The following is a 12,086-nucleotide window of genomic DNA, read 5'->3' as shown; positions in this document are numbered from 1 at the left end:
GTTCATCGACTTTCCCTGGTTGGAGTCGAGAGCCGAACAAGTCTGCACCTATGCCGCGCTCCTAATACCCGGCCTGCTCCAGACGCGTGATTATGCCGAAGCAGTCATCAGGAACGCAGAGCCCAGCTCGGCCAGCGAGGTGGAGATCCGCAAGTGGGTACAGCTCCGGATGGACCGGCAACGTCTCCTGTACGGTCCGTCGCCGAGGAGACTCGCCGTCATCATTGAGGAAGCCGCGCTACGGCGCCCGGTGATGAGCAGAAGTGTGATGGCCGCTCAACTCGCCCACCTCGCAGGACCGGCTAGAAGACCCAGTATCGAGATCCGCGTCGTCCCGCTCACGCTAGGGCTGCACGCGGGCTTGGACGGCACGTTCTGGCTCTTCAAGATGCCTGCCCCGTACTCGGATGTGGCCCATGCGGAGACCCTCGGAGGGCGGCTATTTCTCGAGTCTGATAGAGCCCTGCGTTACGTCCGCGCGTACGATCGCCTTCGGGAGGCCGCACTCAGCGCGAACGAGTCGGCGAAGCTGATCGCAGCACTCGCGGAGGAGCTGTCATGAGCGAGTCCATGCCCATCGCCTGGCATATCAGCACCAAGAGCCCCGACAACGGCGGCAACTGTGTCGAGGCGGGACCGGTAATGGATGATTCCGGCCGAGTGGCGGTTCGGGACAGCAAGGATCGCGCAGCAGCGACCCTCGTCTACCCGGCAGACGGCTGGATGGCCTTCGTCAACGGGGTGAAGGACGGCGATTTCGCGCCCTGATGCGTGATCGACTCGGGTTGCTGTAAGTCGGGGTGTCACCGCGACCAGGACGCCCCGACTTCCGTGAACGCGAGTCGATCACCTCCGCTAACGCCACCTCTCGGTATGCGGCAGTGCGGAAGTTCGGTCTGGGCTGCGCTCGGCGGCCCGCGTCGCCGTCGACGCTCTTTGACCGATCGCGGGCTGGTGGGCTGTGCAGCGAAAGGTCGAACGCCTGATTCGTTTGCGACATCAGCTCCAAAGGCTCGTCGACGGACATCCGCCCCTCCGCTGACGCGGAACGGAAGGCGGGCATCGGGCGGCCGAGCAGGTGATCGCGGATGTGAGGGCGCAGGTCAACTCGGGTTCACGGAAGTCGGGGCGTCCTGGTCGCCGGGATGCCCCGGTTTTCAGGAACCCGAGTCGATCAAGCGGCGCCGAGTCAAGCGCCGACGCGCGCGGCTTCGGCGCGGCCGCTTCACAGCCACCTCACAGGGGTGCTGGATAGGGTGCCCTTCGAGTCAACGTCCGACTCCAGCCTGGAGCGGTCGGCGTCGCACAGGAGTTCCGATGGTCTTCAAGAAGATGTTGAGCGCGTTCGGTGTGGGCGGTCCCAGCGTGGACACCGTGCTGACCAACCCCAACACCCGGCCCGGCCTGACCCTCGACGGGCAGGTCAACCTCGTCGGCGGTGACGCTGAGGCAGCCATCGAGCAGGTGGTGATCGGCCTGGTCACCCGGGTCGAGGTCGAGGGACACGACACCGAGTACGCGGGCACTATGGAGTTCCACCGCATGGCCGTCAGCGGGTCGCTCGTACTCGCCCCGAAGCAGCAGCTCTCGATCCCGTTCCAGCTGCCGGTGCCGTGGGAGACCCCGATCACCGACGTGTACGGCCAGCGCCTGCACGGTATGACGATGGGTCTGCGCACCGAGTTGGCGATCGCCCGCGCGGTCGACAAGAGCGACCTGGACCAGGTGGCGGTGCACCCGCTACCGGTGCACGAGCGGATCCTGGAGGCGTTCCAGCGGCTCGGCTTCCGGTTCAAGCACGCCGACCTGGAGCGTGGCCACATCCGGGGCGTGCAGCAGACGCTGCCGTTCTACCAGGAGATCGAGTTCTTCGCCTCCCCGCAGTACGCGAGCACCATCCGGGAGGTCGAGCTGACCTTCGTGACCAGCCAGCGCGGTGTGGAGGTCATCCTGGAGTGCGACAAGCGCGGCGGTTTCCTCAGCGCCGGGCACGACGCGTTCGGTCGCTACCAGGTGTCGCACACCGACGTTGACCGGGTGGACTGGGCGCAGGTCGTCGACGGCTGGCTGCGCGAAACCACGTCCCGCTACGGCAGCCTACGCTCCCAGTACGGCCCGAGCCACGGCCACAGCCGCGGGCACGGCATGGGCGGCATGGTGGCCGGCGCCGCGCTGGGTGTCGCCGGTGGCATGATCGCCGGCGAGATGATCGAAGAATCGTTCGAGGGCGACTTCGGCGACTTCGGTGGCGACGAGTAACCGGTCCACAAACGACGACAGTGGCCTCCGGGAGTTGTCCCGGAGGCCACTGTCTCACGCGTGACGCGTCAGTGCTTGTTGCGTTCCCGGCCGGATCGGCGCGCGGAGCCAGCCTTCGACAGTCCACGGCTGACCAGGTAACCACCAGTCAGGATGGTCAGGAACAGCCACGCCTGGTTCGGGTTGTTGATGTTCAGCCCGTTGGCTGTGGTGCCCTTCCAGAACGCGGCGATCACCACGAGCGCGACCGCGGCGGCGTAGACCCAGAATTCCGTCGTCAGGAACGCCTGCTTGGTCTCCGTACCCGGCGACGGCATCGGGTCTCGGTGCCCGTCGCGCATTGACGGCATCTGCTGGGTCGGCATGTCCCGCATCGACGCGGGGTTCTGCGGGTCGTTCATGGGCCGGTTCATCGGCCGGGTGGAAGCAGCCTGCGTGCTCATCTGGTCCTCCTCAGGATGCGATGAGTCGTACCTGCATTCCCTCGCCCCGCTACCGCGTGTCGGCCACGGCACGGTTCGCTTTCGTGGCGGGGAACAACCCCCGACTACCCGAGGCCACTGACCAGGTAACACCGATCGCCGGCCGGAAAAATCCGGCCGGCGATCGGGTGGTCGACGGCTCAGCGCAGGCCGTTGCGGGTCGCCACGCTCACCAGAAGGTCCGGGTCGTCGGTGATGATGCCGTCGACGCCCAGGTCGATGACCCGCTGCATGACAGTCGCGTCATCCACCGTGTACGGGATCACCTTCAGGTCGTAGCGCGTCTGCAGGGTCCGAACGTCCGGTTCGTGGAAGTATGCCGGGTTCTCCCGCAGGTACCAGTCGGTCGAGGCGACGGTGCCCTGCTTCGGGTCGTGCACCTGCCAGTTGGCGGAGACCGTGCCGGCGCCCGCGGCCCGGGTCAGCTTGCCCAGGTCCTGGTACTTCCACCAGTCCAGTCCACCGGTCAACGGGCTCTTCACCGACGGGTTGCCGTAGACCGCCTCCAGCGAGCACTCGTCGGCGAGGGTCGCGCACTCGGCCGGACCGTACTGCCAGACCAGGCCGACAGTGCCGATCCGCCGGTCGAGCTGCCGGGCGTACGTGATGGTGCGCCAGTCGAACGACTGGATGGTGGCCCGGCTGGTGAAGCCGGCCCGCTGGATCGCGTCGACGAGCTTGCGGGTGAAGCTGCGGTACGGCTCGGTGTCGTTCACCACCGGGCTGATCTTCGTCTCGATGTTCATTCCGATGTCGGTGCGGCCACTCGCCTTCACCAGGGCGAATACCTCGTCCAGGGTCGGGATCCGGGCACCGGGCGCGGGCACCTGGGCGGGCAGTTCGGGCAGCGTCTTCGTACCGCAGTCCACGGTCTTGAGCTGCGCCAGTGTCAACTCGTGCACCGACTTGCCCACGTACGGGAACTTCCGGTCTCCCGGGCGCACCGGGGCGGTGTCGACGCAGTGCGACCCGTTGACGGTGCGATCGTGCAGCACCACGAGCTTGCCGTCGGCGGTCACGTTGGTGTCCAGCTCCAGGGTGGAGATGGCCCGGTTGGACAGCGCGTTCGCGAACGCCGGCAGGGTGTTCTCCGGCCGGGTGGCCCGACCGCCTCGGTGCGCCTGGATGTCGAACGGCGCCGTGTACGCCTTCGGCAGCCGGTAACCACGCTGCGCCAGCACGCCGCGCAACCGGTCCGGGTAGTCGGTGATCATGCCGTCCACACCGTCGTCGATCAGCTTGGTCATGGTCGGCACGTCGTCGACAGTCCATGGGATCACCTTGATCCCGTAGCGGTGCGCGTGGGCGACCATCTCCTTTGTGACGTACGGCTTGTAGCCCGGGTCGGGGACAGTGCCGTTCTGCGGCATCCCGTGCACCGGCGAGAAGGCGCTGGCGCCGAAGCTGCGGATCGCCGTGATCGGGTCGCCGCCGAAGTCGTCGATGTCCAGCCCGCCCAGCCACGGTGAGGCACCCGGCTGACCGGTCTGGAGGAAGTCGTAGTTGGTCAGGGCGACCAGCGGCAGCTTCGGCTCGACCTGACGCATGCGCATCAGCGCGCCCCAGTCGAAGCTCTGGATGGTGACCTGCCTGAGCAGCCCGGCGGCGCGGATCTCGCCCGCGGTGACCCGGACGAACTGCTCACGGGGGGCGGTCTCGGTCGGCGCGCCGGCCTCGACCTTGGTCTCGACGTTGAGCTTCACGTCCTTCGCCTGGTAGCGGTTGACCAGCGCGAAGACCTCACGCAGCAGCGGCATCCGGGCACCGGGGACGGCGAGCTGGCCGGGCTTGTCCGACAGCGTCTTGGAGCCGCAGTCGAGCGAGCGCACCTGGGCCAGGCTGAGCGTGTTGATGTACTTCCCGACGTACGGGAACTCCGGGTCGCCGGGCGTCACCGGTGTGGTGTCGACGCACTTGGTGCCGGTGACCTTGCGGTCGTGAGTGACGACGGCTTGGCCGTCCTCGGTGATCTGCACGTCCAGTTCGAGGGTGCTCACCCCGAGCTGGAGGGCGTTGCCGAAGGAGGCGAGAGTGTTCTCCACCCGCAGCCCGAGGCCACCCCGGTGGGCCTGCACGTCGAATGTCCGGTCCGGTCGTGGCTTTGCCTGGGCGGGCACCGCGAGCCCGGTCGTCACCGTCGCGGCCACCAGGGCCGCGACGGCGGTACGGCGTACTGTGCGCACGCTGTCATCCCCTCCTGCCGGCGGGCATCTCCCACCGGTCGCGGGACAGCATGGACATCTCGGGCAGCGGGCAGGCGGCCAGCGGGCGGCGTGCCGGTGAACCGCCGTGACGACCTCCCGGTCACGCCGGGTTTGGTCGGCCGGTGGCCGGGCACGCAGTCAGTTCCACAGCTTCTGCGAGGTGATGGACGTGCGTGAGGACGACATGCGGCAGGACGCCGCCCGCGAGGCCGAGGATCGGATCGCCGGCGGCGTGTACGGCAAGGGCGCCCTCGACGAGGTGACTGTGCCCCGCACCGATGTGGAGAGTCAGATCCAGCGCGATGACCCGTTCGATCCAGCGAAGGAACGGATCGACCCACAGGTGTTGCGCGACGGTGGCCCCGTCGGCGGGCAGGGCGCGGTGACCACCACCGGTGGCACCGCCGGGCCGGCGAGCGTACGCCGGGTGGCCCGACAGCCGGAGCGACACCCGGGCACTGTCGCGCCGACCACCACCGGCGATGCCACCACCGGCGGCCTCAGCACCCCGATGGGCGGCGGCACCAGCGACCAGTCCACGTCGGCAACCGGCCCAGCGAAGTCCATCAGAGACAAATCCAACGACTGACCCCACCCGCCGTCCCCGCCGAGCGACAACTCGGTGGGGACGGCGGGTTTCGTGGTCAGCTCGCCGGGCGGAGGACACCCAGTCGTTGGGTGGCGCGGGTCAGGGCCACGTACAGGTCGCTGCGCCCGCGGGGGGACTCGGCCACCATCCGGTCCGGGTCGACCACCAGCACCGAGTCGAACTCTAACCCCTTGGCCTGCGCGACCGTCAACACCACCACCCGGCTCTCCAGCTCCGGATGCTCGCCGACGGCGGCCTCCGGCAGGGCGGCGGTCACCGCCGCACCCAACTCACCCACCCGGCCGGCCGGCACGAGCACCCCGAGCCGCCCCTCGGTCAGCCCGGCCGCCTCCCGGGTGGCCTCGGCGACCAACTCCGCCGCCAACCGGCTGTCGGGCACCGTCCGGTCCCACGGCGGTACGCCGCTCTCCCGCACCGAGCGCGGCGGCCGCAGTGCCGGGTCGATCTCGGCCAGTACCTCGGCGGCGACCGCCATGATCTCGGCGGGAGTGCGGTAGCTGACAGTCAGCTCGGTGAGCCGCCACCGCTGCTCGACGTACGGGGCTAGGGCGTCCGCCCAGGACGGCGTGCCGCTCAGTGCGCCGGTCTGTGCGACATCCCCGACGATCGTCATCGACCGGCTCGGGCAGCGGCGCATCAGCAGTCGCCAGGCCATCGGCGAGAGCTCCTGCGCCTCGTCCACGATCACGTGGCCGAACGCCCAGGTGCGGTCGGCGGCGGCCCGCTGAGCGGTGGTCAGCCGGTCGGCCTCCTCCTGCCGCTCCAACAGCCGATCCGCGTCGATCAGGTCGGTCACGCCGAGGATCTCACCACCCTCGGCCTCGTCCTCGACGTCGATCGAGCGGGAACCCCTGGCGATCTCCAGCACGCCCTCGGCGTACTCCCGTTCCATCACCCGGATGCGGTCCCGGCGGGCGGCGGCGGCGCGTTCGTCCTCGCCGAGCAGTTCGGCGGCCTCGTCCAGCAGCGGGACGTCAGCCGGCGTCCAGCCACCGCGCTCACGGCGCAGCAGCGCCCGCTCGTCCTCGCTGAGCATCGGCGCGGCGGCGGCGATCCGGTCCGGGTCGGCGTAGAGGTCGGCGAGCAGCCGCTGCGGGGTGAGTACCGGCCACAGCCGGTCCAGGGCGGCCTGGATCTCCGTCTCCTCGCGCAGCTCGCGGCGGATCTCGGCGCGGTCCGCCTCGTCGAGGAGGTTGTCCCCGCCGAGCGGGTCGGCGCCGATTCGTTCGGCCACCTGGTCAGCGAGCGCGTGCACGATTTCCACGTCGAACAGCGCGCGGGCCAGGTTGTGCGGTCGGTCGGCGCGGCGGACCCGGTCCCGGGCGGCGCGAACGATCTCCGGGTCGAGGGTGAGCGTCTCCCGCTCGACCTCGATCTCCAGCGGCTCGTCCGGCACCCACTGCCGGTCCCGTACGGCCAGCGCCAACACCTCGGCCAGCACCGCGCGGCCCTTGAGCGCTGCGGTCCCGGCCGGCTCGGCCCGTTGGGCGCTCACCCCGGGAAAGAGATCACCCTGGGTACGCAGCAGCACGCCGGTCTCGGCCAGCGTCGGCAGCACCTGGGAGATGTAGCGCAGGAATGTCGCGTTCGGGCCGACCAGCAGCACGCCACGGCTGGAGAGTTCCCGGCGGTGGGTGTAGAGCAGGTACGCCGCCCGGTGCAGCGCGACGGCGGTCTTGCCGGTGCCGGGGCCGCCCTGGACCACCATCACGCCCGGGAGTTCCGCGCGGATGACCTCGTCCTGCTCGGCCTGGATCGTCTCGACGATGTCGCGCATCCGGCCGGTACGGCCCGCGTTGAGCGCGGCGAGCAACGACGCCTCACCGGTCAGCTCCTCGTGGGCGCCGGGGGAGGCGGTGTCGATGTCGAGCACCTCGTCGTTGAGCCCGGTCACCTTGCGCTGCCGGGTGCGTAGGTGCCGGCGACGGCGTACGCCCTGCGGGTTCGCGGCGGTGGCGAGGTAGAACGGGCGGGCGGCGGGTGCCCGCCAGTCCATCAGCAGCGGATCGTAGTCACCACTGGTGTCGAAGATGCCGATCCGGCCGATGTAGTGGCGGGAGTCGTCGTCGCCGTCGAGACGGCCGAAGCAGAGCCCGTTCTCCACGGCGGAGAACTGTTCGACCTGATCGGCGTACATCGCTACCGAGCTGTCGCGCTGCGAGCGGTCCTGGAGAGTGCCGCCGGTGTTGTGCAGCTCGGCGGTGAGCCGGTGGGCGGCCTGCTCACGCAGTTGGTCCAGCCGGTTGTAGAGCATCGAGACGTACTCCTGCTCGCGACCGATCTCGTCGTCGAGCGGCAATTCGCCGGAACCGCCGGAGTGCCTTGACAAGCCGTCTCCCTAAAGATTAGAATCCTTTGCAGGAACGGCTTTTAGCCGTTCTTTTTTGTGCCTTCGAACTGTTGAAGATAGCGCGTTCCGCCGGTTCTCACCAAGCCGGGCGGTCCGGGCGGTCCGGCGCGCCGGTGATCGCGAGGTGGCGGCGGATGATCCTGCGGACCGGGCAACGGGTGGTCTTCATCGGGGACAGCATCACCGATTGTGGTCGACGCGACGTCGCCGCGCCCTACGGCAGCGGATATGTGAGTCTCGTGCGCGCCCTGGTCGACGCCCGGCACCCGGAGTTGGAGTTGGAGTGGGTCAACCGGGGTGTGGGCGGCGACACGGTGCGGGACCTGGCCGCCCGCTGGGACGACGACGCCATCGCCGAGCGCCCCGACTGGCTCGCGGTGATGATCGGCATCAACGACATCTGGCGGCACTACGGTGACCGACCGGATGAGGCAGTCGGCATCGAGGAGTACGAGCGCACCCTGCGTGACCTGCTGCGTCGGGCGGTCGACGCCACCGGCTGCCGACTGATCCTCGGTGACCCGTTCTTCATCGAGGCCGACCGGAGCGTGCCACAACGCGCCGACACCGACCGGTACGCGGCGGTGGTGGCGGGGCTGGCCACCGAGTTCGCCGCGGTGCACGTGCCCAACCAGGCGGCGTTCGACAGGGTGCTGGCGGTGAGTCCGGCGACGCGTTGGGCCGACGACCGGGTCCACCCGTACCTGCCCGGCCACGCTGTCCTCGCCGACGCGTACCTCAACGCCCTCGGCGTCTCCTGACCTCGGCCTGACCCACAGCGAAGCGCCGGGCCGACCGTCAGGTCGACCCGGCGCGAACACCGCGGAGATCAGCCGCGCGCGGCCTGGTAGAGCCGCTCCGGCGTCACCGCTCCGGCGAGCACCCGGCCGTCGTCGGTGAGCAGCACGCTGAACAGCTTGCTGGTGAGAAGTCGACCGCTGCCCCAGTCGCCACTGACCGTCGGTAGCCCGCCGAGCAGCTTCGACATGTCCAGGTCCGGACCGGCGCCGGCCGGGGGAGCGGCCGACTTCGTGGCGGGCTTCCGGCCGGCATCGGCCCCGTCCAGGCGGCCAACCAGCACTGTCGTCCAGCCCTCGCCCACGGCGCGGAGCTGCGGGTCACCGGACGGCTCGACGTGACCGGGCTTGCCCGTCGGGCGCTCGGCCTTCTCCTCGTCGACAGTCACGCCGGGCGGCGGGTTGAAGCGGAACTGGTCGGCGTCCGGGCGGCGGTAGTCGACCTGGGTGAAGGCCACCTCGAACGCCGGCCGGTCGCTGCCCTTCGCGAGCACCTCGAAGCGCAGCGGCACGTGCTGCTCGGCGTCGATGGCGATCCGCAGCTCGTGCACCAGGGAGTCCTTGTCGCGCGGCTGGAGCACCAACTCGTACGCGTCCTGGCCGGCCACGGTGGCCGACCGGCCCACGCTGACCTCGGTGCTCGGGTCGATCGCGCCCAAGGCCAGGTCGGCGGCCTGCTGCGGGGTGGCCGGTAGGCTCGCTGCCGGTTCGGGGGCGGGCTTCCAGGCCCCGGCGTCGCCGCCCAGTGCGCGGTGGGTGGCGGTGTTGCTGCGGCTCTGCCACGTCCACAGGTCCCGGCCGTTGCGGATGATGTCCTGCTCGCCCAGCGTGTCCATCAGCGCGACCCGTTGCTGGTCCGGCCCGGAATACCAGACCCGCAGGGTGTGGGTGCCGGTCAGCAGGGTGGTCAGCTCGTTGCCGGGAACCAGCCCGACGAGGGGCGGCAGGCCGAGGTCGGCGCGTTGCACCACGGTCCCGGACAGCCCCTCCAGCCGGGATGTCTGCAGGTCGACGAGGAGCTGAGCGGCGGTTCGGGGCGGCAGGCTCGGCTCGGCCTCGGCGGCGAACGTGCCGATCGCCGCGCCCCCGCCGATGACGGCGACGGCCGCGGTGGCCGGAACCAGCCAACGAAGGACGGGACGACTTCTCAGGACGGACATGGTGGCACCTCCTGCGGCCATCCTGCCTCCTCCGTGCTGTGAACGCGCTGAGGACACCGAACCGCGCCGATTGACCGGGGTGGCACCCTTGAGCTGTGCGGGTGCTGGTGGTGGAGGACGAGGCCCGGTTGGCGGCTGCCCTGCAACGCGGTCTCCAGGCGGAGGGGTTCGCTGTCGACGTGGCGGCAAGCGGCCCGGCGGGCCTGGACGCGGCCCGGCACGGCGGGTATGACGCCATGATCCTCGACGTGATGCTGCCCGGCCTCTCCGGGTACGAGTTGGTCCGGCGGCTGCGCGCGGAGCAGCACTGGTTGCCGGTGCTGATGCTCTCCGCGAAGGACGGCGAGTACGACCAGGCCGACGGCCTCGACTGCGGCGCCGACGACTACCTGACCAAACCCTTCTCGTACGTGGTGCTGCTGGCCCGGCTCCGGGCCCTGCTGCGTCGGGGCGCGCCGGAGCGCCCGACCGTGCTGGCGGTCGGTGACCTGCGGCTGGACCCGGCTCGTCGGCGGGTGACCCGGGCGGACGCCGAGGTGGCGCTGACCGCGCGGGAGTTCGCGTTGCTGGACTACCTGATGCGCCGACCGGGCCAGGTCGTCTCCAAGGTCGAGTTGTTGGACCACGTCTGGGACGCCAGCCTGGAGACCGCGCCGAACGCCGTCGAGGTGTACGTCGGCTACCTGCGCCGCAAGCTCGGCCGGGACCGGCTGGAGACGGTCCGGGGTGCCGGCTACCGGCTGGCGACGTGACGGCCGACGGCCCGGCCGCCACCCGTCGGGTCAGGCTCGGCCGGATGCCGGTCCTGGGGTTGCGCGGGCGACTCATGGCGATCGGTGTGGTCGGTCTCACCATCGGGCTGGCCCTGGGCGGGGTGGTGCTGCTCGGCGCGCTCGGCTTCGTGCTCCAGCGCACCGTCGACACCGAGGCGTTCCGCACCGCCGACGCGGTCGCCCTGCTCGCCGCCGAGGACGCGCTGCCCGATCCGCTGCCGGTGGCCGGCGGGCAGGTTCGCGTGCAGGTCGTCGACGCCCAGGGACGGATCCGGGCGGCCTCGATCGACGCCGACCGCCTGGTGCCGATGGTCCGCCCGGAGCGGCTGAACCGCGACGGTCGGCAGCGGCTGGAGGTGCCGGCCGAGCGGGTCGGGCTCGTCGGCCCGGTCCGGGTGGTCGCCGTACCCGCCGGCACCGCGGCCGACCCGCTCACAGTGCTGGTCGCCCGCTCGATGGCCGACGTGCGGCACAGCACCCATGTGGTCCGGACCATCCTGCTGGTGGCGTTCCCGCTGCTGGTGGCCGTGCTGGCCGGGGTGGCGTGGCGGGTGGTGGGGGCGACCCTGCGGCCGGTGGAGGCGTTACGTCGAGGTGCCGAGGAGATCACCGGCAGGGCCGGCGCCGGCCGGCTGCCGGTGCCGGCGTCGGCCGACGAGATCCACCGCCTGGCGGTCACCCTCAACGGCATGCTGGGGCGGCTGGAGTCCGCCCGCGTCCGGCAGCGGGCCTTCGTCTCCGACGCCGCGCACGAGTTGCGCAGCCCGTTGACAAACATCCGGACCGAGCTGGAGGTGGCCCAGCGCCTCGCCGACCGGACGGACTGGACGGCGGTGACCGCCAACCTGCTCGCCGACACCGACCGGTTGAGCCGCCTGGTCGACGATCTCCTGCTGCTGGCCCGCCTGGACGAGACTCCGGCGGCCCGGGGGGCCGGCCCGGTGGAGCTGGGCGCGTTGCTGACCGAGGTCGCCGCCCGCTATCCGTCACCGCCGGTGCGGGTGACGCCGCCGGCGGGCCCGCTCTGGACGATCGGCACCGTCGAGGAGTTGCGTCGCGTGCTGGCCAACCTGGTCGACAACGCGGTACGCCACGCGCACGGCAGTGTCGTGCTCGCGGCCGAGGCGACGCCGACGGCGGGCTCCACTGTCGGGCCTGGCGTCGGGGCGTACCACCTGGTGACGGTGACCGACGACGGCCCGGGGATCGCGGCGGCGGACCGGGAGCGGGTCTTCGACCGGTTCACCCGGCTGGATGACGGACGAGCCCGCGACGACGGGGGCGCCGGTCTGGGGCTGGCCATCGTCCGGGAGTTGGTTCGCCGTGCGGGTGGCAGCATCACACTGACCGACGCGCCGGAGCAGCGAGGACTACGGGTGTGCCTGCTCCTGCCGGCGATGCCGGCCGAGGACGGCCAAAGGTAGGCGGCCCGTTACGGCGACCTCCCGCGG

11 protein-coding genes are annotated in these 12,086 nt (G+C 70.7%); 7 read left to right on the top strand and 4 right to left on the bottom strand.

The features are described 5' to 3' along the window. The 3 genes from AB0C19_RS32890 to AB0C19_RS32880 form a co-directional block, all read left to right on the top strand. Nucleotides 1-562, top strand: a 562-nt coding sequence (locus tag AB0C19_RS32890; RefSeq protein ID WP_357191710.1) for a DUF5753 domain-containing protein, incomplete at its 5' end; no start/stop codon positions are given. After that, complete coding sequence (locus tag AB0C19_RS32885) at nucleotides 559-768, top strand: DUF397 domain-containing protein (RefSeq protein ID WP_357191708.1); 210 nt, start codon at nucleotides 559-561, stop codon at nucleotides 766-768. The genes AB0C19_RS32890 and AB0C19_RS32885, both read left to right, overlap by 4 nt. Before the next feature lie 549 nt (nucleotides 769-1,317). Further along, on the top strand, nucleotides 1,318-2,259 hold the full coding sequence (locus AB0C19_RS32880; RefSeq protein WP_357191706.1) for a sporulation protein: 942 nt from the start codon (nucleotides 1,318-1,320) through the stop codon (nucleotides 2,257-2,259). Between the two features lie 68 nt (nucleotides 2,260-2,327). On the opposite strand, the gene AB0C19_RS32875 is transcribed toward AB0C19_RS32880, so the two are convergent. Next, nucleotides 2,328-2,702, bottom strand: a complete 375-nt coding sequence (locus tag AB0C19_RS32875; protein ID WP_231392564.1) for a hypothetical protein — start codon at nucleotides 2,700-2,702, stop codon at nucleotides 2,328-2,330. Nucleotides 2,703-2,881: 179 nt separating this feature from the next. Next, on the bottom strand, nucleotides 2,882-4,924 hold the full coding sequence (locus AB0C19_RS32870; protein WP_357191703.1) for a glycerophosphodiester phosphodiesterase family protein: 2,043 nt from the start codon (nucleotides 4,922-4,924) through the stop codon (nucleotides 2,882-2,884). A 190-nt stretch (nucleotides 4,925-5,114) separates the two neighbouring features. On the opposite strand from AB0C19_RS32870, the gene AB0C19_RS32865 reads away from it, so the two are divergent. Further along, nucleotides 5,115-5,534: a hypothetical protein gene (locus tag AB0C19_RS32865; protein ID WP_210787040.1), complete on the top strand. Its 420-nt coding sequence runs from the start codon at nucleotides 5,115-5,117 to the stop codon at nucleotides 5,532-5,534. Nucleotides 5,535-5,589: 55 nt separating this feature from the next. On the opposite strand, the gene AB0C19_RS32860 is transcribed toward AB0C19_RS32865, so the two are convergent. Beyond that, nucleotides 5,590-7,809 carry an ATP-binding domain-containing protein gene (locus tag AB0C19_RS32860; protein ID WP_357191718.1) on the bottom strand — a complete coding sequence of 740 codons (2,220 nt, stop codon included), beginning with the start codon at nucleotides 7,807-7,809 and terminating at the stop codon, nucleotides 5,590-5,592. Between the two features lie 230 nt (nucleotides 7,810-8,039). Here AB0C19_RS32860 and AB0C19_RS32855 point away from each other — a divergent pair, with 230 nt between their 5' ends. Further along, nucleotides 8,040-8,666: an SGNH/GDSL hydrolase family protein gene (locus tag AB0C19_RS32855; protein ID WP_357191700.1), complete on the top strand. Its 627-nt coding sequence runs from the start codon at nucleotides 8,040-8,042 to the stop codon at nucleotides 8,664-8,666. A 68-nt stretch (nucleotides 8,667-8,734) separates the two neighbouring features. Here AB0C19_RS32855 and AB0C19_RS32850 read toward each other — a convergent pair whose 3' ends face one another. Continuing rightward, nucleotides 8,735-9,862, bottom strand: a complete 1,128-nt coding sequence (locus AB0C19_RS32850; RefSeq protein ID WP_357191697.1) for a hypothetical protein — start codon at nucleotides 9,860-9,862, stop codon at nucleotides 8,735-8,737. Nucleotides 9,863-9,957: 95 nt separating this feature from the next. On the opposite strand from AB0C19_RS32850, the gene AB0C19_RS32845 reads away from it, so the two are divergent. After that, nucleotides 9,958-10,614, top strand: coding sequence for a response regulator transcription factor (locus AB0C19_RS32845; protein WP_357191695.1), 657 nt, complete (start codon nucleotides 9,958-9,960; stop codon nucleotides 10,612-10,614). A gap of 74 nt (nucleotides 10,615-10,688) precedes the next feature. After that, nucleotides 10,689-12,059, top strand: coding sequence for an ATP-binding protein (locus AB0C19_RS32840; RefSeq protein ID WP_357191715.1), 1,371 nt, complete (start codon nucleotides 10,689-10,691; stop codon nucleotides 12,057-12,059). The last annotated feature ends 27 nt before the right edge of the window (nucleotides 12,060-12,086 follow it).

Origin of the sequence: Micromonospora sp. NPDC048842, from assembly GCF_040649935.1 — a bacterium.
GTDB lineage: Bacteria > Actinomycetota > Actinomycetes > Mycobacteriales > Micromonosporaceae > Micromonospora > Micromonospora hortensis.
The sequence above is the reverse complement of the archived record's forward strand: the minus strand, read 5'-3'. Positions and strand labels throughout refer to the sequence as shown.